We start from the raw sequence: 22051 nt of genomic DNA on the forward strand, positions 1-22051 counted from the left end.
ATTTGTTTTATACTTTACAAAATCAAGGTGTAAATACAGTTTTATAATTATCCCAATATCTGTAAATCAAAAATAAATTAGCCAGAAAAAGCAAGGCAGCAATAGGCAGACCTTCTGGAGCTAAAAAGTAATTGATAAATAAGATGTTGATCGTAATTGGTAAAATCAAAATATTTGCCAAGGTCACAAAGCGACCTGTTACAAATGAAAGACCACAAAGCAATTCAACAGTTTTTGCAAGGGGAAGCAAATAAGTTGAAGCAACTAAACCCATATTAAAAGCCTTAAAATTTCCTGTTGTTTCTGGTTCCGGCGCAAGTTTAAAAAAGAACGAAATAGAAGCAAACAGCAAAAGTAGGCCGATTAAAACGCGGACAATAATAGTAGCAATTTTCATAATACTTAGAATTTGAATAGGTTAAAAATGATATAATTAGTGTGCTGATAATTCAAATCAATATTCTTCAAATAAAACGCTGAAATCTATTTTAAGCTTTGTTTTATTGAGAATTTAACAATCAATAATATTCTATTTTGGGATTAGTTTAATGCTATATCAAATATAATGAATTTTTTATTATGAAATTGTTGTTTTATTAACACTTTTCTTATTTTTTATAATATTTTTTGTAAAGAAAGAATCCGCTGATTATCAGTAATATAATTGGCCAAAGATTAACAAAGAAAACTAGTATTGCCTGTAAAATATACCATCCGCTTTTTAAAGCATCAAAAATCTGAATACCTAAATTAGGCTTATAAGCAGCACTATCTTTTTCACCCGCCATTATTTCTTGTTTGATGGTTTCGTTTTGATAAAGCTGTAAAGTAATGGTGCTGAAATTAATTTGATCCTGCATCGATAAATTCTCAATAATGCGATCATCGTTTTCTTCTTTTTGATTAGCCAGCGTATTTTCAGCATCTATAATATCATTTATTTTTTTGCCTTTAGAATCAATTGCTTTTTCGACTCTTTTTTCGTTTACAACGCCTCTTTTTTGTGAAAGCTGATTAGCAAGTAATTTTATAGAAACATCATCGGCCTTTATGATTCTGTAATCTAAAAAGTCAATTTGTTTGGCAATGGTCTTAATAATAGTATCAAGCTTTGTATTAGGAACGCGAATGGTAATATTATTTTCTACAGAATATTTAGTGGTTTCAAGTGTACTGTCCTGACTGATTTTAGTTTTAATCTGATCGTGAATGTTGCTTTGTAAATTGGTATAAGTAACAAAACCACCAAATTTTTGAACAGCATTTTTAATTGCATAAGTAGATTTGACGACGTTTTTAACTTTGAATTTAATATCAGCAGTTCTAATAAATTTCTGTTTGCTGTCTTTATGTTCGACGGCAGCAGAAGATGAAATAGCAGTAGTATCTGCGGCCATTTTAGCATCTGCTAATTCCCCAGAATCGTAATCTGCTTTTTTGCAGGAAAATAATAAAGTAATAATAGTTAAGGCGGTCAAACCTAATTTTGCAGTTGTTTTCATAAAGGTTTAAAAATTTGATTAATAAATAAAATAATTGGCTGATATTAATTCGGTTGATTTGTTAAAAATGTTTGAGAATTAATATAAAAGCGATGTACTAAAAAGTGTGCCAATAATTTTTATGGAATCTTTTATCGAAGGTCTTTTTTTGTTGTAATTTTGAAATTTAAAAATCCATTCATTTTTGAGAGTTTCTATTACCAAGCCTATTTCAAACCCAGAGCAGTTTAAACAACAGCTTTTAACCTGGGCACAGCAATTTCGTGAAGTCATTTTTTTAGACAGTAATTCTTATCCGCAGCAATATTCAAGTTTTGATTGTCTATTGGCTGTCGATGCTTTTACATCATTAAAAACTGATTTTCACAACGCTTTTGATGACTTAAAACAATACCAGCAAACTACTAAAGACTGGCTGTTTGGCTATTTATCTTATGATTTAAAAAATGATACTGAAGACTTAAAATCAAATAATTTTGACGGATTAGAATTTCCGGATTTGTTCTTTTTTCAACCCAAAAAAATATTTGTATTGAAAGGAAATCAGCTTGAAATACAATATTTAATGCTTTGTGATGATGAGGTTGAAGATGATTTTAATGAGATTGCAACTAGCCATTTCAAACCGTTTGTCACACTGAGCGATCCCGAGGCTTCGGGAGAAGTGAAGCAGCGTATTTCAAAAGAATTATATGTTGAAAAAGTAACTAAAATGCTTGATCATATTCATAAAGGCGATATGTATGAAGCAAACTTTTGTATGGAATTTTTTGCCGAAAATGCTGTGATTAATCCGTTAGAAAAATTTGAGAAACTGAATGAAATTTCACAAGCACCATTTTCGGTTTTCTTCAAAAATCATAAACAATATTTACTTTCTGCCTCGCCAGAACGTTATCTGAAAAAAGTGGGAGATAAAATTATTTCTCAGCCTATAAAAGGAACTTCAAAACGATTTTCAGATTCGGCAGAAGATCAAAAATCAAAAGAATTCCTTGAATCTGACGCAAAAGAACGTGCTGAAAATATCATGATTACAGATTTGGTCCGCAATGATTTATCCCATACGGCACAAAAAGGTTCTGTTGAAGTTGAAGAGCTTTGCAAAATATATTCTTTCCTGCAGGTACATCAAATGATTTCGACCATAACATCAAAATTAGATTCTCAATATTCTCCGGTAGATGTTTTAAAAACAACTTTCCCAATGGGAAGTATGACGGGTGCGCCAAAAATTTCGGTTATGAAAATCATCGAAAATCTGGAAGAAACCAAACGCGGACTTTACAGCGGAGCCGTTGGTTATTTTACTCCCGAAGGTGATTTTGATTTCAATGTTGTTATTCGAAGTATTTTATACAATCAGGAAAAACAATACGCCTCATTTTCTGTTGGAAGTGCCATAACATCCCTTTCAATTCCCGAAAAAGAATACGAAGAATGTCTGCTAAAAGCTAAAGCAATGCACGAAGTTTTGCAGTAAAGTTGGTTTGCCACGAATTGCACGAATTTCCACTAATTTTTTTCTTCAATTTGATGTGAAAAATATAGCCACAGATTAAAAGGATTAAAAAGATTTTTTTGTTTCACGCAGATTTTGCAGATTTGGGCAGATTTAATTTAACATTTAGAAATAAATAAAATCTGTGTAAATCTTTTTAATCTGTGGCAAAAAAAAAATCTGCTCAATCTGCAAAATCTGCGTGAAAAATAATTCGTGAATTCGTGGCAAACAAAAAAATCACTGCTTAACATTTCATTTAAAAATAGATAAAATTTAATTTGTTACTTTTATCAAATGCTTTCAAAATTCCAAAACCATATCAAATCCAGATTTCCATTTTTAGCCGGGAAAAAGCTTTTTCTCGCTGTCAGCGGGGGCTTAGACAGTATGGTTTTATTGCATTTACTAAAACAATTGCCGTATGAAATTGCCGTTTTGCATTGTAATTTTCAGCTTCGTGGCTTAGAAAGTTTCGGTGATCAGAATTTTATTCAGGAATATTGCGACCAAAATAACATTCCCGTTTTTATAACGCAGTTTGATACTGAGGCTTTTGCAAAAGATTATAAACTTTCGACTCAGGTTGCGGCGCGAGAACTTCGCTACAGCTGGTTTTATGAGCTTCTGGAAGAAAAAAACTTCGATTATATCTTAACAGCGCATCATGCAGATGATAATCTGGAAACCTTTATTATTAATCTAACCCGCGGAACAGGATTAGAAGGCTTAACCGGAATTCCAGAAGAAAACGATAAAATTATACGTCCGCTTTTGCCATTTTCAAGAGAAGAAATTCTGAAATATGCCGAAGAAAATAATATCGGATGGAGAGAAGACAGCAGTAATGCTTCAAATAAATACTTGCGAAATAAAATTCGTCACGATTTAGTTCCTATTCTTAAAGAAATCAATCCCAATTTTTTAAACGCATTTCAAAAAACACAATCGTATTTGCAGGAATCGCAGATTATGGTTGAAGATGCGTCGATTATGATTTATCAGCAAGTTGCAAAAGAAGTCGGAGACGATATTCATTTCGATTTGAATCAATTGAAAAAACTTCCCAATTATAAATCGTATTTGTACCAATGGCTGAATGAATTTGGTTTTTCGGCCTGGAATGATATTTATGATTTAGTTGAAGGACAATCCGGTAAACAAGTTCTTTCGGGAGAATTTCGATTATTGAAAAATAGAGAAACTTTGATTTTAAGCCCGGTTTCAGAAATATCAGAAAAAGAAGAATTTGAAATTGCTGCAAACGATACAGAAGTTAATTTTCCCTTAAAATTGAAGCTTTGTCAGGTAGACGACATTACAATAGATTCAAATAAAGCTATCTTTGTAGACGCCGAAAAAATCCGGTTTCCTTTGATTTTACGTAGATGGAATGAGGGAGATGTTTTTCAGCCTTTTGGAATGCATGGAAAGTCTAAAAAAGTAAGTAAACTTTTTAAAGATGAAAAATTATCGCTGATCGAAAAGGAAAAAACATGGATTTTAGCGTCTGATAATCAAATTGTTTGGATTGTTGGAATTCGACAGGACGAACGTTTTAAAATAAAAAACACCACAAATAAAATACTTAAAATAGAATTGCAATAATGAACTTTAATCAAAACCATAAAATGATATTTTCTAAAAATATCTGGAATAAAATCACTGTCTTTTTTCTGTTTTTCTTTTTTGCTTTAGCAAGTAATGCTCAAATTTTAGAGCCGGTAAAATGGACTTCTAAAATTGAAAAAAAAGGAAATAATGCTGTTTTAATTTTCGACGGAACGATCGAAAAAGACTGGCATATGTATTCGCAATTCACTCCAGAAGGCGGACCGCTTGCATTAGAAATTGCCTTTAAAAACCAAAAAGGAAACTACGAGTTAGTTGGAAAAGCAAAAGAAGGTAAAACCAGAACTGCTTTTAATGATGTTTTTGGTGTAAATGAAACTTTTTTTGAAGGGAAAGCACATATCGAGCAGGAAATAAAAATCATTAACCCAAATTTAAAAACGGTTGATGTTGATTTTGATTTTCAGGTTTGTAAAGAAGTTTGTATTAATTCAAATAAGAAATTTTCTATTGCAGTTCCTTCAACCTTTAAAATGGATGAAGTTCCAGTTATAGCACCAGCACAATTAGATGAAACTAAAAGAACCGGTTTAGCAATAGATACCGTTAAAAAAGAAACAGAAGTAACTAAAGCTGAAACAGTAAAAGCAGAAACTGAAAAAGCGGTAAAAGAAGAAATTCCTGCTCCGGCACCAGCGAGAAGTTTATGGTCGATCTTTTTTATTGCATTTTTATCAGGATTTGCAGCCTTGTTAACACCTTGCGTTTTCCCGATGATTCCTATGACGGTAAGTTTCTTTACTAAACAAAGCAAAAGCAGAGCAAAAGGAATTAGAAATGCTATTATTTACGGACTTTCTATTATTGCTATTTATGTAATCTTAGGTCTTATTGTTACTAAAATATTTGGAGCCGATGCCTTAAACGCATTGTCTACAGATGTTTGGTTCAACTTAATTTTCTTCGTGATCTTAATCATTTTTGCCACTTCATTTTTGGGAGCTTTTGAAATTATGCTTCCAAATTCATGGGCAAATAAAGCAGATCAGCAAGCCGATAAAGGTGGAATAGTTGGAATTTTGTTTATGGCTTTAGCTCTTGCAATTGTATCATTTTCATGTACAGGGCCAATTGTTGGAACTTTATTGGTCGAGGCAGCTTCAAACGGCGGAATTGCTCCGGTTGTTGGAATGTTAGGATTTTCATCGGCATTAGCCTTACCATTTATGTTGTTTGCTATGTTCCCGGGCTGGTTAAATTCATTACCAAAATCTGGCGGATGGTTAAACACAGTAAAAGTGGTTTTAGGGTTTTTAGAATTGGCTTTAGCATTTAAATTTTTATCAAATGCCGATTTAGTTTTACAATTGCATTTCTTAGAAAGAGAAGTTTTCATTGCAATCTGGATCGCTATTTTCGCAGCCTTGACTTTATATTTATTCGGAAAAATTACTTTGCCTCACGATAGTCCGCTACAGCATATTTCTGTTGGAAGATTGTATTTAGGATTACTTACTTTAGTGTTTACGATGTATTTAATTCCTGGACTTTGGGGAGCACCGTTGAAATTAATCAGCGCATTCCCGCCGCCGCCGCAATACAGCGAAAGTCCGTTTGGAGTAGGAGGATCTGGTAATTCAGGTTTGAGTTCCGATGTAAAAGGACTTCCTGAAGGAGCTGAATTAGGCCCGCACGGAATTATGGTTTTCCATGATTATGAAGATGGATTAGCGTATGCAAAAGAAATTCATAAACCAATTATGCTTGATTTTACGGGTTATGCCTGCGTAAACTGCAGAAAAATGGAAAACAACGTTTGGTCTGAACCAACAATTTTACCAATCTTAAAAAATGATGTTGTTTTGATTTCTCTTTATGTTGATGATAAACGTGAATTGCCAAAAGAAGAGCAATTTGTAACTGCTGCAGGAGATAAAATCATTACAGTTGGCGATAAATGGACAGATTTTATGATCTCAAAATATAAAACCAATACACAGCCTTTATATGTAATTACAGACTTAGAAGGAAACAATCTGCATACTTCTAAACCAACAATTAGTTATGTAAGTGCAGATGAATATTTAAATTGGTTAAAAGAAGGAATAGCGAACTTTAAATAAGCTCTTTTGAGTTATGAATTATGAGTTATGAATTAAGACATATTCTAATTCTTAATCTCTTGGCAATTTAGAATCTGATATTAAAACATAGCCCGCGGTTTCAACCGCGGGAACACAATCAATATCAAACCTTCTATTCTATGCGTCCTACGGTCGAAACTACGGGAGCATAATCAATATCAAACCTCTTTTCAATGCGTCCCACGGTTGAAACCGCGGGCTATGTTTAAGAAGTTTATGTTTAGATCTGTTTTAATCTAAAATCCACACTCTAAAATCTAAAATATAAAAGGTTAATTCAAACAAAAAAGCACTCTAAATAATATAGAGTGCTTTTTTTATCAGCAAGTAGTATATAAAAATTATTTTCTATAAGAATTCTCCGTGTTGAGAGATATCTAAACCTAATTCTTCTTTTTCTTCAGTAACTCTTAGAGGAGTAATTTTATTTACAATAAAGAACAATATATAAGAACCTACAAAAGCGAAGATTGAAACGATAACTAAAGCAGTTAACTGGTTGATGAACAAAGTTGGAGTTCCGAAGATTAAACCTTGGTTATCACCTACAACAGGGTTAATAGCTTTTGAAGCAAAAACTCCAGTTAAAAGCATACCTACCATACCACCAACACCGTGACAAGCAAATACATCAAGAGCATCGTCGATTTTCCCTTTAGGGAATTTGCTTACTACAAGGTTACTTACAATTGCAGCAAATAGACCAATGAAGATTGCGTGAGAAATACTAACGAAACCAGCAGCAGGAGTAATGGCAACAAGACCTACAACAGCTCCAATACAAGCTCCAAGTGCAGATAATTTGTGTCCTAAAATTTTATCAAGGAAAACCCAAGCCATTGCAGCAGCGGCAGCAGCAACAGTAGTTGTTCCTAAAGCCTGTACAGCTAAACCATTTGATCCTAATGCAGATCCTGCGTTGAAACCAAACCATCCAAACCATAATAAGCCTGTTCCTAATAATACATAAGTAATTCTAGCAGGGTTAACTTTTTGAATTTTTCTTTTTCCTAAAAAGATTGCTCCGGCTAATGCAGCCCAACCAGCACTCATGTGTACTACAGTTCCACCAGCGAAGTCAAGAACTCCCATTTTAAAGAAAACTCCATCAGGATGCCAAGTCATGTGAGCCAAAGGAGCATATATAACAATTATAAATAAAACCATGAATAACAAATAAGCCCAGAAACGTACACGTTCTGCAAAAGCACCTGTAATTAACGCAGGAGTAATGATGGCAAATTTGGCCTGAAATAATGCGAATAACATAAACGGAATCGTTGGTGCAAGACTCCATGCAGTGTTTGTTCCAACACCTTCAAAGAATAAATTAGAAGATGGATTTCCGATGATTCCTCCAATTGTAGGACCAAAAGCTAATCCAAAAGCAACAACAACCCATAAAATTGTAACAATTACCATTGCCATAAAACTTTGAAGCATAGTACTGATAACGTTTTTCTTACCTACCATACCTCCGTAGAAAAATCCTAATCCTGGAGTCATTAACAATACAAAAGCAGTTGCAACGATCATCCAAGCCGTATCTCCCGTATCAAACTTTACAGCTTCTGCCGGAATTGGGTTGTCGGCAATGATGAAATTCGATATAAAGGTTAGTACCAAAATAGTGATAAGAATCACACTTAAAATAATTTTTCGCATAGTTATTTAGTTTTAAAATTTTTGATAAAAGTATAAAATGATTTAATACCCCCTAATAAAATAGAGTCTAATGTTTAATTTTTGTTAATTTTTAAATTTAACCCCCTCAATTTTGAATGTATTTGTTAAAACAGACTTAAAATTTACATTTTAGCAGCGTTTTTTTTTACTTAGTTATCAAATCGAATATTTTTCCTATTTTTTTAATACACTTTTTTGAGTTAAACTTGTTGTTTGTTATCTTAAAACATCTAATTAGATTTATTGTTGAATTATATTTAATGTTTTTAACACTTTTTGTAATTAAAATTTAAGAATGAAAAATCAGAAAATAAAGTGGGGAATAATTGGTTTGGGAAACATTGCACATCAATTTGCAGCAGATTTATTATTGGTTGAAGATGCAGAATTGCTTGCTGTTGCTTCACGGGATATTTTGAAAGCAGAGGAATTTGGAGCCAAATTTAATGCTATGAGAATGTATAATTCTTATGATTTACTTTTTGAGGACAAGGAAATTGATATTATATATATTGCTACGCCTCATGATTCGCACGCTGAATTATCTATAAAAGCACTCGAAAGCGGTAAAAATGTTTTATGCGAAAAACCAATTGCGCTTTCCTATAGAGATGCCGAACGTATGATCGAGGCTTCTAAAAAACATAATAAGTTTTTTATGGAAGCTTTTTGGACACGATTTATTCCGGCTGTTCAGGATGTTTTGTCAAAAGTTGAAAGTGGAATTATTGGCGAACCCAATTACATAAAAGCCGATTTTGCTTTTATAGGAAATGATATAGAAGGAAGCCGACTTTTTGATAAAAACCGCGGAGGCGGGGCATTATTTGATATTGGCGTTTATCCATTATTTCTCTCCTATATAGTATTCGGGATTCCGAAAGAGATAATTGCAAAAGCGGTTTATCATAAAAACGGAATTGATTTACAGACTTCCATGATATTACAATATGAAAAAGCACAATCTATTTTACATTCTTCTATAGTTTCAGAATCTGATATGAAAGCTTTAATTAGTGGAACACAAGGCCGAATCGAATTGAATTCGCCGTGGTTTATGGCTGATGGATATTCTGTTTTTAAAGAGGAACAAGAATCAGTTTATAATTTGCCGAATTTAGGGAAAGGATATGCTCATGAAATAATTGAGTGCAATAATTGTATTTTAAATAATCAAATTGAAAGCAAACTTTGGTCACATCAAAATAGTTTGGATTTGAGTAAGATTGTTGAGGAGATTAAAACGCAGATTGGATTGACATTTTAAAATTCTTTATTTGTAATAAAATATTTACAATTTAATGTTTTTTTTCATTAGTTTTAAAAACAATTAATGAAAGGAATATTATGTTAGTAAAAGTTTACGGAAGTGCCGTTTTTGGAGTAGAAGCAACAACGATTACGATCGAGGTTCATATGGATAAAGGAATTGGTTATCATTTAGTTGGTCTTCCGGATAATGCCATAAAAGAAAGCAGTTACCGAATCGCGGCAGCCCTCAAAAATAATAATTTAAGTTTTCCCGGGAAAAAAATTACCATAAATATGGCACCTGCTGACCTTAGAAAAGAAGGTTCTGCATATGATTTGCCTCTTGCAATGGGAATTTTGGTTGGTTCAGATCAGATAAAAGCGCCGGAAATTGAACAATATGTTATTATGGGTGAACTTTCTCTTGACGGAAGTTTACAGCCTATTCGTGGTGCTTTGCCCATTGCCATAAAAGCAAAAGAAGAAGGTTATAAAGGTTTTTTTCTGCCGATTCAAAATGTAAAAGAAGCTGCAATTGTTGCCGGTTTAGATGTTTACGGTGTTTCGAATCTGCAAGAAGTAATTGATTTTTTCGCAGGAAAAGGAACTCTTGAACCAACCGTAATTGATACAAGAGCCGAATTTTACAAAACCCTGGATTTCCCAGAATTTGATTTCTCAGACGTTCGCGGACAGGAAAGTATAAAACGTTGTATGGAAATTGCGGCTGCCGGAGGACATAATATTATTTTAATTGGCCCGCCCGGTGCCGGAAAAACAATGCTCGCCAAACGTGTTCCCAGTATTTTACCGCCAATGACTTTGCGCGAAGCACTTGAAACTACTAAAATTCATAGCGTTGCCGGAAAATTAAAAGAAGTTGGGTTGATGAATCAACGTCCGTTTAGAAGTCCACATCATACTATTTCAAATGTGGCGCTGGTTGGAGGTGGGAGTTATCCGCAGCCGGGCGAAATTTCGATGGCGCACAACGGAGTTTTGTTTTTAGATGAATTGCCGGAATTTAAACGAGATGTTTTAGAAGTAATGCGTCAGCCGCTTGAAGATCGTGAAGTTACAATTTCGCGTGCTAAATTTACGGTAACTTATCCGTCATCATTTATGCTTGTGGCGAGTATGAACCCGAGTCCGAGTGGATTTTTTAATGATCCAAGTATGCCGAATACTTCATCACCACATGAAATGCAGCGTTACATGAGTAAAATTTCTGGTCCGCTTTTAGACCGAATCGATATTCATATTGAAGTTACTCCGGTTCCGTTTGATAAACTGGCAGACGATCGCAAAGCCGAAAGTAGTGTAGAAATTCGTAAGCGTGTAACTGCAGCGCGTGAAATCCAGACGATACGTTTTGCAGACATAGAAAATATCCATTATAACGCTCAAATGAGCAGTAAACTAATTCGTGAGTTTTGTGGATTAGACGAGCAATCAAAAGAACTTTTGAAAAATGCCATGGAACGTTTAAACCTTTCTGCAAGAGCATACGACAGAATTTTGAAAGTTGCTAGAACCATTGCCGATTTAGATAATGCTCCAGTTGTAGTTTCTCAGCATATTGCGGAGGCTATTCAATATCGAAGTTTGGATCGTGAAGGATGGCTTGGATGATTTTAGATTGTAAGGCTTTGAGGTGAAAACTTTGTCAAAGTTTCAAACTTTGACAAAGTTCTGCGCAGTCTTGTCATTCCGAGGAACGAGGAATCTTCGCAAGTAACTCGACAAAGATTGAGTCTTTTGATTGCGGAGTTGCTTGCGAAGATTCCTCGTTCCTCGGAATGACAAATTATACGCTTAATTTCAAATCAACTCAATAAAATCCTCAATATGTATTTCTTCCAAAAAATGAACATCATGCGAAACCACAATTAAAGTCCCTTTATACTCATTAATTGCTGCGGTCAGGATTTCGATATTCTGAATATCAAGATTATTTGTTGGTTCATCCATAATGATAATATCCGGAGCCTGATTATTGATTGTTAAACAACAAAGCATCAAGCGCATTTTTTCTCCTCCGCTTAAAGCGAAACAAGGTTTGTTCCAGTCATTTTGCGAAAACAGAAATTTATTCAGTTTCATTTTTATATCATGTTCCTGTAAACCAGAAACATTAAACTTCTGAGCTTGGTCGTAAACCGAAATTTCATTTTCAATAAGTGAATAATCCTGATCAATGTAAATTATTTTAGAGTCAGCTTTGTAGATAGTTCCTGTTTTGGGTTGTAATTCGCCCATGATTATTTTAATCAAAGTCGTTTTTCCGGAGCCATTTAAACCTTTTAAGGCAATACGCTGTCCGCTTATAATTTGAAAACTAAGCAGATTTTTCCACAACAATTGATCTTCATAACTATGATTAATTTCAGTTGCTGTAAAAAGTATTTTCCCTTTATGAAGATTGGTTTTGTCAAAGCCAAATTTCATTTGATCAATATCTGGTAAAGCCGAACGTAATTCTTGTAAATCTTTTGAGATTCCTCCAATTTTTTCAGCATGAACACCTTTTGTTTTTGCTGTGCTGTTTTCGGCATTGTTTCGTAAAGTATTCATCATAATTCTCGAAACTCCGGCTTTCTTCTGTTTTTTTTCGCCACGGGAATCCAGTTTGTTTTGACGTTCCAGCGTTTCACGTTCCTTTTCTTTTGCTTTGCGTAAAGCTTTTTCTTTACTCTGAATATCCTGACTCAAAGCATTATTTTCAATTTGTTTTTGTTCGGCATAAAAATCATAGTTACCGCCGTAAACCGTAATTCCGTGTTTAGATAATTCGTAAACAGAATTTAGCAAATTCAATAGTTTTCGATCGTGACTTACTATGATTAAAGTTGAAGAAGTGTTTTTTATAAATCCATATAATAATTCTCTTCCTGAAATATCCAAATGATTACTCGGTTCATCAAGCAAAACAAGTTCAGGTTCATGAATTGAAATTCCGGCAAGGAAAACTTTTGTTTTTTGTCCTCCGCTTAACGTTTCTAGTTTCTGATCTAAACTTAAATCTTGTAATTGCCAATATTGCAATGCTTCATTACAGCGATCTTCAATTGTCCAATCGTCGTTTAAGGCATTGAGATTTTCTTCGGAAACATTTCCGTTAAGAATTTCCTCAAGCGCATTCAACTTATCTTCAATCTGCAAGGCTTGTGCAATTGTAAGATGGTTAAACTGCCCAAATATCTGCGGCAGATAATACGGTTTTGAATCTGTTTTTAATAAACCGTCGGCAGGCTGTAATTCGCCGGCAATAATTTTTAATAATGTTGATTTTCCAACGCCGTTATTGCCAATTAAAGCAATCTTTTGGTGACGGTTAACTGTAAAAGTAATTGTATCAAACAATAAATCTTTGTTTGAATGCAGGTATGAGATATTCTGTAAAATAACCATAATTTCTTTCTTTAAGGAATAAACAAATGAGCAAGCCATTTTGTGGCTTACCTTAAAATTGTCCGAAAGAAATTTTTATTCACATAGAGTTTGTGCGGTTTATTAGTGTTGCAAAGATATAAAAAATATTTTTTAAGATTTGAATATCAGATTATTCAAACTTTAAATTGGCATTTTTTGACATTAAATAGGAGGTAAGCTTTTTAATTTTTCCATTTTCCATTTCAAAAACATCGCAAAAAACGGCATCGAGTTTATTTCCGTTTTTCATATTTCCCTGAACAGCGCCTTCAGCAATTACTATATCATTTTCTTCAATTAATTTTATAATCTGAATCGTTGGACTGCCTACAAAATTGTCATTTTCAATTTCTTTATCAAATGCTTCTTTTCCCACATGCTGATAAATTCCGGGCATTTCCCAAATTACATCATCGGTAAGGCAAGCAAGGATTCTTTCATGATCGCTTACCATAAAAGCGGCCATGTATTCGTTTACGGTTTGTTTATTTGGTGTCATGATTAAAATTTTAAACTAAATTAATAATTTTTCAATCATATTATTTAATAATTATCTGCCCGTTTGATTCATAAGTAAAAACCCAGATTCTACTGCTTTCATAGCTTAAAGCAGCATCATAGTATTTGGTTTCTGTATATTTTCTGTAATTATTTTTTGAAAGAGAACGATAGAAACATTCTTCTAATAATTGTAATTTTTTGAAAGGATTTGTTGAGTTGTCATAATCTTCAAAAGTTCTGATGATTTTTTCGCCTTTACTTACTCCATTATGCAATTCAAGATATTCGGTTTTTGTTAAATTACCAGTTGCATCATAATAAAAATTCTCCTCATAAGATCTAACATAATCATTTGGATCTGAAGCATCATAAGGAACATTAGGATAAATTGTAGTTATTTTTACAAGCTTATTTTCGCTGTATGTAAAAATTTGTTTTTTAGCCAAATAAGGACTGGATGTATTTGGAATTTCTTTCGCAATAATTTGATTTGCAGAATTTAAAGTAATGAGTTTGGTGTTTTTTCCTACTTGAAAATCTGGAGAAGTCGAAAAATCTTCGATAGTTACTGTATTGTTTGAATAAACGAAAGAAGTATAAACATCTTTTGTGTACACTCTGTTGTAACCAGTTGAACCTGCAACAGCAAAAAAGCCACCATTTTTTTTCGTTAACCTTTGGTTTGAATCATATTCTAAAGTAAACTTCATTACTCCCGGATTAACAGGTACAAAGTCAGAGTAAAATAAATCTGGGTTTATTTCTTTAAGTAAAGATTCATTATCTGGATTATTTACAGGTTCATCATCCTTAGAGCAAGAAATTATAAACAATGCAAGAAATAAAAATTTAAGTAGTTTCATTTGTTTCAAAATTGTGGTTTTTGGTAATGTTTAATTTTAGATTAATATAGAACTTTTTAATAATCTGCTATTTCTTTTCAAGTGAAATTTCTTATTATTTTTTAGACCTTAATCTGTTCTTAAATGAAAGTAAATTTTAGATTTTTTTAGAAATATTCCAGAAACTCATTTTTCTTCGGGTAACAAAACCTAATTTTTCATAGAGTTTTATAGCTCCAATATTGCTTTCAACAACATGCAGAAACGGAATTTTACCTTCATCAAAAATATTATTTACAACGTGCGAAGTCAGTTGTTTAGCGTAGCCTTTTCCAGTATGATCCGGATGCGTAATAATGGCGCTGACTTCTGTAAAATTGTTCATTTTCATGCGTTCACCAGCAATTGCAGCTAATTTTCCATCATTGAAAATTCCGTAATAATTACCTAATAAAGATGTTTTGGTTTTAAAATATCCAGGCTGAACTAAATTTACTAAATCAAATAATTCTGCTGAATGCTCTTCATTCAGCTTAATGATTTCATTATCAAATGTTATTTGAATTTTTTGATGGATAATCATTTGAAGACAAACTAGTTCTTTTACCAATTTTAAAGTGTCAGCTATTTTAGGTTTTTCGCCAACAATAAAGAAATTTTCACATAACGAAGCATATTTTTCTGCTGATTCTAAAGTGCTCTCAAGGTCTAAAAATCCTCCAAACGGACAATAATCCGGATTATAAAATTTGGTTCCGTTATAGTCAAAAGCAAATTTAGCATGGCTTTCAGACAACGAATTCCAAACGGGATTATCTAATTTATTTTCTTCTGTATTGTTCATTTTATTCTTTGCTTTGAGGGTAAAAGAATTTAAAAGAATTCGAAACTGCCGGATGTAAAATCGTACCGTGATTCTCTGCAGGGAAATAATCAAAATAACTTTTAATGTTTTTGCTTTTTGATGCCTTTATTTTTTCGGCCAATAAATTAGCATCCACTTCCATAACTCTCGGCATTTGGGTTGGCGCAAGTCCTTCTTTACCTACAGCAATATAAATCTCTATTTGTTGATTGAAATTTTCCTGAAAAATCTCAGAATCCAGATTTAAAATAGAACCATTGTCCCACCATAAACTTGGGCTTACAATTACGTATTTATTAAAAAGAAAAGGTTTTTTAAATAAGATTTCGGTTTCCAGTAATCCGCCTAAAGATTGACCGATAATGGTTTTAGAATTGTTTGTTTTGTATTTTTTATCAATAAAAGGCTGTAATTCTTTTTCGATAAAAGCGATAAATTTATCTGAATGTCCGGTTGTTGGAAATCGGCTTTTATCCTTTTCAACAGTTGTTGGGAAAGTAAAATCCCTTCTTCTGTCGACAGTTGCAATACCCACGACAATCGATTTTGGAACCTGATTGATCCATTCAAAACTATTAAACTGCACTAAACCCGAAATATGAATAAAATCTTCATTGGCAGAACCGTCTAATAAATAAATTACGGGATATTTTTCCTGATCTTTAGGATTATAACCTTCAGGAAGATAAATGTTTAGAATTCTATTTTCGCCTAATTCTTTAGATTGAATTTCATCTATAACGCCTAAAACAAAAGGTTTGGTCGTTTCTGTGGTTTTAGATTTGCTGTTTTGGCTGAAAATTAAAGTTGAAGAAAAAAGTAAAAAAGGGAGAATAAAAAGCTTGTTCATTATGAAATTAAAAATGATTTATAAAAGACGAAAGTTACAATTTTTATTTTTTGCAGCTTTCGTCTTTCCTATCATTTGAACAGATTTATTTTGCTTTTTCGGCAAAAATCTTGTCTAAACCTTCCATTGCAATGGTAAAACCTTCTTTGAAACCCATTTCGATGATTTTTTCCAAATCAGATAAATTTTCATGTTTAATGGCAATATCAACAATAGTTGAATTTCCTTCTTCAGAAAAATTCACATTCCAGTTTGATCTCGGAAAATCAGTATTTAAGTTTCCTTCGCTGTCACTAAAAGCGTCCAGATATTTAAAATTAGTTTTCGGACTAATCGATGTAAAATCAGCAATTGCCCAATGTTCTTCGCCTTGAGGGCCAACCATAGCATATATTCTGCGTCCGCCTTCTTTAAAATCCATACTTTTAGTTTTAGATTTCCACGGAGCTGGCGCCCACCATTGATCTAAAATTTCAGGTTCTGTCCATGCAGACCAAACGTTTGCTAATGATGCGTCAAACTCACGTTTTACATTTACAGTACTATTTTCTTTGTCTACAGTAAAATTCATTAAAAGATTTGATTTCATAATTCTCTAGATTTTAAATTCATTCTTACGTATTGAAACTATTTTATTTTCGTGCTTCAAAGATTTTATCCAGACTTTGCATAGTAGCTGTAATACCTTCTTTGAAACCCATTTCGATTATTTTTTCTAATTCTTCAAAGCTGTCTCGTCTTATTGCAATATCAACAACCGTTAAATCGCCTTTTTCAGAAAAGGTTAAATCCCAATACGAACTTCCAAAAACTGAATTTGGGTTTCCTTCGGCATCGCAAAAAGTGGTAGCATGTTTAAAGTTTGTTTTAGGAGAAATCGAAGAATATTCAAAAATACTCCAGCGTTCATCACCTTCCGGACCAACCATGGCATACAATCTTTTTCCGCCTTCTTTAAATTCCATAACTGTTGTTTTAGATTTATAAGGAGCCGGTGCCCACCATTGGTCTAAAATTTCAGCTTCTGTCCAGGCAGACCAAACATCTGAAAGTGATGCGTCGAATTCACGTTTTATATTTACGGTTTTATTTTCTTTGTCAACTTCAAAATTCATTACTAGATTAGATTTCATTTTTTTTAGATTTTAGATTAATTAATACTTGATCTAATTGACTAAATCGGCTTTCCCAAATCTTTTTGAATTGTTCCAGCCATTGATCAACTTCTTTCATTTTTTCAATTTTGAGCTGATAATAAATTTCTCTGCCCACTTTTTTTTCGTCGAGTAATTCACATTCATTTAAAATTTTGATGTGTTTCGAAACCGCCTGTCTTGTCGTGTTAAATTGATCTGCAATAGCATTTGGTGTTAATGCATTGGCAGAAACCAAAACTAAAATTGCTCTTCGTGTAGGATCGGCAATGGCCTGAAATATATCTCGTTTCATTTTAAATATAATTTACGCAACTAATCAGTTGCAAATATAGGCAACTTTTTGGTTGCGCAATTATTTTTTTGTAATTTTTTTTATGTGAGAGGTTTATAAAAGAAAAAAAGACACATAAAATGCGCCTTTCGTGTAGTGTTAAATTATCCTCTAAATTTATTTCGAACAATAATATCTTTTAGTCTTGCCTTTAAATCTTCGCCAGTATCATAAACCATTTGTTCGTTGTTTGGAAACGGAACGGCACGTTTATTAAAATACGAAATGTAGTTATCGTCGCAGGCATTTCGATCACCTTTATAGGTCGAATAAATATTCTCAAAAATAAACTCGCTGCTTACGGGGAAAGTCTGCAGTAACTGATTCGTTTTTAAATCAACATAATCTACTTTTGCTGTTACCTGACAAGATTTATATTGTCTGAACTCGTAAATATTGGCACGAAGCGTTCTGTAATTATCTACTTTTATTTCTTTTCCTAAACTGTCTTTTACAGGTCTTCCGCGACTGTCAAGAAGTGTTTTTACGCCGTCCTTAATTTGTCTTTCTTTAATGAATTCCTTTTCCTTAATCTGCTCAGGCGAAATAAAAATCTCTTTGAAATTGATGATCAAACTATAATCGTAATTTACATTTTTTTGTCGCGCACTGTGGTAAACCGTCCATTTATCGCTCAATCCGTATGTTTTAAAATCCAATAAATCATCCTGAAGCAGTTTCGGAATCACCATATTAGTTTCGTTTTTTGCATAAACATCCACAAAATCAGTTCCTTTAAACTGAGCGTCGTCCATCAGTTTTTTGGTGTTTTTGTAATTCGGATTTATGCTTTCCAAATAGAAAAAATCATCATATGCTTTTCTAAAATCCAGTTTATTTTTTGATTTTAAAAGTGCCGAAGCATTTTCGTATAAATATTTCGAAAGCGCATTTCTGCTGCTCACAATTTGATCTGAGTAATTATCAAACGGAAAACTCGCATTTTTTCCTTGTTTCAATAAACGAAGAGGTAATAAAGGACGAATTTTTTCCTGACGGTTATTTAACTGTAAATAAGTATTGTAAATACGTTCTGCATTTGCCGGATTGGCTTCTTTAGACATCATATCAAGATCACGTAAATCTCTGTCTTTTGCTTTTGCATACGCTTCTTCAAGCAAAAACACATAATCTTGTTTTCCTTTAGAATCCTTATTGGTTCTCAAAGCTTCTACAGCGCGATCAATTGCACCGTCGTAATTACCGTCGCTTATTAAAGCTTGAGTTGTTTTAACGCCGCATGAAGAAAAGGCTAAAAATAATATAGAAAATAAAAAAGTAATTTTTTGCATGATATTCATTTTGAAGGTGTAAATATATCTTTTTTAACTTTCAACAACTATGCCTTTTTTAAATTTTTTAGAAGCAGGGAATTTCGTTTTTCATCATAACCTTTTGTCCCGCTTTCGCCTTTATCTCTCCATTTCATTACGAGGATATCGGCTCTATCGGGGCTAGGCAAGAACAATAGTTTTTCATAAGGAATGAAGTAAAGTATTTTAATCGATAATCAATACTTACTTAAATTTAATCGATTTGCATACCACTTTCAGCATCAAATTGTTTGCGTTCTTCATAGGTCATTCTATTTCGTAAAACTTTTATGGTATAACCACCAAATAGTTTTCCGTTTTCGATATACATCCAATCACTAATTTTCGAAGAATCAATATCTATTTTGTCACCGGCTTTGTATTCTGTAACGAACTCCGGGTCGTTGTTTAAAATTCCTGAATACTTACCATTATTAAATTCAACATTACCAACCCACATATGTTCGGTTCCGTTTGAATCTGTAAACGCAACTTTTAAAGCCTGACTTTGTGCTTTAGGATTTGATAATCCAATATTAAAATCATTCAAGGTTTGATTGGCTTTTTCAATTGCAGCATTCATTTCTTTATCTTCACTTTCGACGCCATAAATTGCAGGTTCATTTTCTCTTTCAATTTTATTTGATTCTTTACAGCTTACCAAACAAAGAATGGTTATTAAGACTAATAGTTTTGTTTTCATTTTTATGTTTTTTAATTTTATTCTGTCAATAATTTCCTGATCAAAACAATCTGTCCTAAATGGTAATAACTATGTTCAATCATGGCTTCGATATTTCTTTTGTAGGTTCCGTATTTTTCCTCTACAAAAACCTGATCTAATTTTTCGTCGGGCATTTGTTCTGTAAAAGAAGCAAATTCTTCGGCAGCATTCCAGAATTTATTTAAAAAAGTCTGCCAATCTTCCTGCGAAGTAATGGGAGGGAAGTCAAAACTAAATTTGTCTTTTATATCCAGCGGCCCGCCTTTAAAAACATTATTTATTCCGTTGATGTAATAATGAATATGCTGTGCCAAAATTGAAATGGTATTGAGGTTTTTTACTGGAGTTACAGCAATTTTCCAGTCTAAATTTTCGAGCTGGTGTTTGTAATTGGTATTGGCAATCCAGGTTCCGTTTAAAATAGTTTCTCTAAAACGATTGGCAATTTCTACAGTGTTTTTCATATTTCAATATTTTAGAATCTATAATGAGAATTGATTTATTCCTGCTGAACCCATTCGTATTTACCGTTGTTTTTTTGAGTTCTTAAGTCCTTTAAGATGTTATTTTTTTCATTAATTATTTAAATATATTTCAGCCACCAAAAATTATTTTCGGCCTTATATTTTCCAAACGATTGACTAGGTTTGTAAAGCAATCCAACAACAAAAATCCAAATCAAATAAATAGCCCAAAGTGGTAAGCCGCTTTCTACGCCTTTAGGTCTTCCGAAAGTTCCAGAAGCAAATTCAAATTGTGACCAATCAAACCCTTGTATAATAAGCATGCCTAGGGTTAAAATATGAATAAAATAAAAATGAATGACAAAATAAAATAAAGGTACTTTTCCGTAAACTAAAGTCACCTTTTTAACTTTGCTGTGAAATTGATCTGCAAAAGCAAGAAGTAAAAAAGTAATGCCCAAAGTAATCAAACAGAATAGGAGCGAAGGCGGATATTTGGTCACATTAATAAAAGACAAAAATGTAAAAACAGCATTTTTTTGTATTGTCCATAAAGCGGGGTCGCCATAAATATTTATAAAGCGAATTATTGTAAATAGGACTAAAATACTTAAACCAATTTTTGTGAATAGTTTTTTCCTTTTCTCTTCTGCCAATTCAAAGAATTTTCCTGCTGCAAAACCAACAAGCATAATTCCGAGCCAAGGAATTGGCGGATATCCCATGATTAAGGCTCTTCCTGAAAACGGAAACACAACCGGACTAAAAAAAGGTGCTAAAACAGTTTTTATAACTGAATTTTCTGTAAATGGAATAAGCGGTAAAACATTGTGAAAAACGAGAATCAGCAATCCTATTATTCCAAGTGTTTTAGAATGGATTTTGAGTAATAAACTTAAAGCTATAAACCCAAAACCTATTGCAGCTATCACTTCAAATAATAGTGTGTGAAAACCAATATCGAAGAACAATCCAAAATTGACGATTGTAAATTCAAGCAGAATGAGCCAAAGACCTCTTTTTAATAAAAGCTGTCTGGTTTCGGTAAAATTATTTGTATTTTGAAGTGAAAGATAAACCGAAGTTCCTGCCAGGAAAACAAAAGTGGGTGCGCATAAATGTGTAATAAAACGGGTAAAAAATAATACAGGTGAAGTAGTCGCTAAATCGGTGGGACTTTGCGTGATCGAATTGACATGCATCAAATCACGCACATGATCAAGAGCCATAATAATCATTACAATTCCGCGAACAATGTCGATTGATGGATGTCGTTTCATGATTTTGATTTTTAAATACTTAAAAGTAAATCTAATGATTTTTTGTAAAAGTATTCCCGATAAAAAATAATCGAAATTTAGGGCATCATAAATTTTTATTTTCGGGCTCTAAAGCAATTAAAATTGCCCATTTAGAATAACTCAGGTTAGGTTTTATATCTTATTCAAAATCGCCTCTATTTTGGCTTCAGATTTTTCTTTGATTGGGCTGTCGGGATGAAAACTCCAAATGATTAGAAATTTTCCTTTTGCCAGATATTCTTCAGGATGTTCATCTGTTGGCTGACCGTCTTTTCCCCATAATAATCCCTGCAGAAAACGGTCGCCTTTAAATACGTGATCAAATTCAAAATACATGATAGAACCGCTGTCTGCTCTGTTTTTAAAACTCTGAATTTGTTTGCTTTTTACGGTTCCAACAATGTTGCTGTAGGTTTCAATATCGGTATAAAAATTACAAGCCTGAGGAGTAACACAAATCTGACCGTCGTTAGGAGTGTAGCCTTTGGGAATTTCTTTGGGTTTTAGTTTTAAATCTGTGAGTGTTTGGCTGAATACATTTGCCGTAAATAATAAAAATAATGCCGATAGGGGAATCGTAATTTTCATAGGTTTTTGGTTTAGGTTAAGTTTTTA

Annotated in this window: 21 protein-coding genes; 5 read left to right on the forward strand and 16 right to left on the reverse strand. The window is 33.0% G+C overall.

All coding sequences use genetic code 11. The features are described from left to right. Positions 1-22: 22 nt before the first annotated feature. Together APR43_RS18450 and APR43_RS18455 are read right to left on the reverse strand one after the other, a co-directional pair. A complete protein-coding gene (locus APR43_RS18450) occupies positions 23-397 on the reverse strand; it encodes a DoxX family membrane protein (protein WP_053471099.1) in 375 nt (124 codons plus the stop codon). Between the two features lie 211 nt (positions 398-608). Then, positions 609-1502 carry a DUF4349 domain-containing protein gene (locus APR43_RS18455; RefSeq protein ID WP_053471098.1) on the reverse strand — a complete coding sequence of 298 codons (894 nt, stop codon included), beginning with the start codon at positions 1500-1502 and terminating at the stop codon, positions 609-611. A 184-nt stretch (positions 1503-1686) separates the two neighbouring features. Here APR43_RS18455 and APR43_RS18460 point away from each other — a divergent pair, with 184 nt between their 5' ends. The 3 genes from APR43_RS18460 to APR43_RS18470 all read left to right on the forward strand — a co-directional run bounded on the left by APR43_RS18460 (position 1687) and on the right by APR43_RS18470 (position 6698). Further along, a complete protein-coding gene (locus APR43_RS18460) occupies positions 1687-2985 on the forward strand; it encodes an anthranilate synthase component I family protein (RefSeq protein WP_053471097.1) in 1299 nt (432 codons plus the stop codon). A 315-nt stretch (positions 2986-3300) separates the two neighbouring features. After that, the gene (gene tilS, locus APR43_RS18465; protein WP_053471096.1) at positions 3301-4611 is read left to right on the forward strand and encodes a tRNA lysidine(34) synthetase TilS; all 1311 of its coding nucleotides are present in this window, start codon (positions 3301-3303) and stop codon (positions 4609-4611) included. 23 nt (positions 4612-4634) lie between these two features. After that, positions 4635-6698 (forward strand): protein-disulfide reductase DsbD family protein, encoded by a 2064-nt coding sequence (locus APR43_RS18470; protein WP_082356390.1) that lies wholly within the window; start codon positions 4635-4637, stop codon positions 6696-6698. Between the two features lie 369 nt (positions 6699-7067). On the opposite strand, the gene APR43_RS18475 is transcribed toward APR43_RS18470, so the two are convergent. After that, positions 7068-8384 carry an ammonium transporter gene (locus APR43_RS18475; protein ID WP_053471095.1) on the reverse strand — a complete coding sequence of 439 codons (1317 nt, stop codon included), beginning with the start codon at positions 8382-8384 and terminating at the stop codon, positions 7068-7070. Between the two features lie 316 nt (positions 8385-8700). On the opposite strand from APR43_RS18475, the gene APR43_RS18480 reads away from it, so the two are divergent. Together APR43_RS18480 and APR43_RS18485 are read left to right on the forward strand one after the other, a co-directional pair. Beyond that, positions 8701-9672, forward strand: coding sequence for a Gfo/Idh/MocA family protein (locus APR43_RS18480; protein ID WP_053471094.1), 972 nt, complete (start codon positions 8701-8703; stop codon positions 9670-9672). Between the two features lie 80 nt (positions 9673-9752). Next, entirely contained in the window at positions 9753-11288 is a 1536-nt protein-coding gene (locus APR43_RS18485; protein WP_053471093.1) for a YifB family Mg chelatase-like AAA ATPase, read from the forward strand. Between the two features lie 189 nt (positions 11289-11477). Here APR43_RS18485 and abc-f read toward each other — a convergent pair whose 3' ends face one another. The 13 genes from abc-f to APR43_RS18550 all read right to left on the reverse strand — a co-directional run bounded on the left by abc-f (position 11478) and on the right by APR43_RS18550 (position 22024). After that, positions 11478-13067, reverse strand: a complete 1590-nt coding sequence (gene abc-f / locus APR43_RS18490; RefSeq protein ID WP_053471092.1) for a ribosomal protection-like ABC-F family protein — start codon at positions 13065-13067, stop codon at positions 11478-11480. Positions 13068-13218: 151 nt separating this feature from the next. Further along, positions 13219-13587 (reverse strand): nuclear transport factor 2 family protein, encoded by a 369-nt coding sequence (locus APR43_RS18495; RefSeq protein WP_053471091.1) that lies wholly within the window; start codon positions 13585-13587, stop codon positions 13219-13221. Between the two features lie 40 nt (positions 13588-13627). Further along, positions 13628-14452, reverse strand: a complete 825-nt coding sequence (locus APR43_RS18500) for a hypothetical protein (protein WP_053471090.1) — start codon at positions 14450-14452, stop codon at positions 13628-13630. Between the two features lie 136 nt (positions 14453-14588). Continuing rightward, on the reverse strand, positions 14589-15275 hold the full coding sequence (locus APR43_RS18505) for a GNAT family N-acetyltransferase (protein WP_053471089.1): 687 nt from the start codon (positions 15273-15275) through the stop codon (positions 14589-14591). 1 nt (position 15276) lies between these two features. Further along, complete coding sequence (locus APR43_RS18510; RefSeq protein WP_053471088.1) at positions 15277-16146, reverse strand: alpha/beta hydrolase; 870 nt, start codon at positions 16144-16146, stop codon at positions 15277-15279. Between the two features lie 85 nt (positions 16147-16231). After that, entirely contained in the window at positions 16232-16735 is a 504-nt protein-coding gene (locus tag APR43_RS18515; protein WP_053471087.1) for an SRPBCC family protein, read from the reverse strand. Between the two features lie 43 nt (positions 16736-16778). Continuing rightward, positions 16779-17279, reverse strand: a complete 501-nt coding sequence (locus APR43_RS18520) for an SRPBCC family protein (protein ID WP_053471086.1) — start codon at positions 17277-17279, stop codon at positions 16779-16781. Continuing rightward, on the reverse strand, positions 17269-17595 hold the full coding sequence (locus tag APR43_RS18525) for an ArsR/SmtB family transcription factor (RefSeq protein WP_053471085.1): 327 nt from the start codon (positions 17593-17595) through the stop codon (positions 17269-17271). The genes APR43_RS18520 and APR43_RS18525 overlap by 11 nt, the downstream gene beginning before the upstream one ends. Positions 17596-17738: 143 nt before the next feature. Then, positions 17739-18926, reverse strand: a complete 1188-nt coding sequence (locus APR43_RS18530) for a hypothetical protein (protein WP_053471084.1) — start codon at positions 18924-18926, stop codon at positions 17739-17741. Between the two features lie 235 nt (positions 18927-19161). Further along, on the reverse strand, positions 19162-19650 hold the full coding sequence (locus tag APR43_RS18535) for a YegJ family protein (protein ID WP_053471083.1): 489 nt from the start codon (positions 19648-19650) through the stop codon (positions 19162-19164). 17 nt (positions 19651-19667) lie between these two features. Continuing rightward, entirely contained in the window at positions 19668-20135 is a 468-nt protein-coding gene (locus APR43_RS18540; RefSeq protein WP_053471082.1) for a DUF1572 family protein, read from the reverse strand. Positions 20136-20254: 119 nt separating this feature from the next. Further along, positions 20255-21415 carry a DUF1624 domain-containing protein gene (locus APR43_RS18545; protein WP_053471081.1) on the reverse strand — a complete coding sequence of 387 codons (1161 nt, stop codon included), beginning with the start codon at positions 21413-21415 and terminating at the stop codon, positions 20255-20257. A gap of 153 nt (positions 21416-21568) precedes the next feature. Beyond that, the gene (locus APR43_RS18550; protein ID WP_053471080.1) at positions 21569-22024 is read right to left on the reverse strand and encodes a hypothetical protein; all 456 of its coding nucleotides are present in this window, start codon (positions 22022-22024) and stop codon (positions 21569-21571) included. Positions 22025-22051: the final 27 nt, after the last annotated feature.

This window comes from Flavobacterium sp. NLM, from assembly GCF_002210235.1.
Classification (GTDB): domain Bacteria; phylum Bacteroidota; class Bacteroidia; order Flavobacteriales; family Flavobacteriaceae; genus Flavobacterium; species Flavobacterium panici.

Bases quoted from the DNA above. Each gene is read 5' to 3' on its own strand.
- APR43_RS18450 (WP_053471099.1), bottom strand. From the start codon at position 397: ATGAAAATTGCTACTATTATTGTCCGCGTTTTAATCGGCCTACTTTTG.
- APR43_RS18455 (WP_053471098.1), bottom strand. From the start codon at position 1,502: ATGAAAACAACTGCAAAATTAGGTTTGACCGCCTTAACTATTATTACT.
- tilS (WP_053471096.1), top strand. From the start codon at position 3,301: ATGCTTTCAAAATTCCAAAACCATATCAAATCCAGATTTCCATTTTTA.
- APR43_RS18470 (WP_082356390.1), top strand. From the start codon at position 4,635: ATGATATTTTCTAAAAATATCTGGAATAAAATCACTGTCTTTTTTCTG.
- APR43_RS18475 (WP_053471095.1), bottom strand. From the start codon at position 8,384: ATGCGAAAAATTATTTTAAGTGTGATTCTTATCACTATTTTGGTACTA.
- APR43_RS18480 (WP_053471094.1), top strand. From the start codon at position 8,701: ATGAAAAATCAGAAAATAAAGTGGGGAATAATTGGTTTGGGAAACATT.
- APR43_RS18485 (WP_053471093.1), top strand. From the start codon at position 9,753: ATGTTAGTAAAAGTTTACGGAAGTGCCGTTTTTGGAGTAGAAGCAACA.
- abc-f (WP_053471092.1), bottom strand. From the start codon at position 13,067: ATGGTTATTTTACAGAATATCTCATACCTGCATTCAAACAAAGATTTA.
- APR43_RS18495 (WP_053471091.1), bottom strand. From the start codon at position 13,587: ATGACACCAAATAAACAAACCGTAAACGAATACATGGCCGCTTTTATG.
- APR43_RS18500 (WP_053471090.1), bottom strand. From the start codon at position 14,452: ATGAAACTACTTAAATTTTTATTTCTTGCATTGTTTATAATTTCTTGC.
- APR43_RS18505 (WP_053471089.1), bottom strand. From the start codon at position 15,275: ATGAACAATACAGAAGAAAATAAATTAGATAATCCCGTTTGGAATTCG.
- APR43_RS18510 (WP_053471088.1), bottom strand. From the start codon at position 16,146: ATGAACAAGCTTTTTATTCTCCCTTTTTTACTTTTTTCTTCAACTTTA.
- APR43_RS18515 (WP_053471087.1), bottom strand. From the start codon at position 16,735: ATGAAATCAAATCTTTTAATGAATTTTACTGTAGACAAAGAAAATAGT.
- APR43_RS18520 (WP_053471086.1), bottom strand. From the start codon at position 17,279: ATGAAATCTAATCTAGTAATGAATTTTGAAGTTGACAAAGAAAATAAA.
- APR43_RS18525 (WP_053471085.1), bottom strand. From the start codon at position 17,595: ATGAAACGAGATATATTTCAGGCCATTGCCGATCCTACACGAAGAGCA.
- APR43_RS18530 (WP_053471084.1), bottom strand. From the start codon at position 18,926: ATGCAAAAAATTACTTTTTTATTTTCTATATTATTTTTAGCCTTTTCT.
- APR43_RS18535 (WP_053471083.1), bottom strand. From the start codon at position 19,650: ATGAAAACAAAACTATTAGTCTTAATAACCATTCTTTGTTTGGTAAGC.
- APR43_RS18540 (WP_053471082.1), bottom strand. From the start codon at position 20,135: ATGAAAAACACTGTAGAAATTGCCAATCGTTTTAGAGAAACTATTTTA.
- APR43_RS18545 (WP_053471081.1), bottom strand. From the start codon at position 21,415: ATGAAACGACATCCATCAATCGACATTGTTCGCGGAATTGTAATGATT.
- APR43_RS18550 (WP_053471080.1), bottom strand. From the start codon at position 22,024: ATGAAAATTACGATTCCCCTATCGGCATTATTTTTATTATTTACGGCA.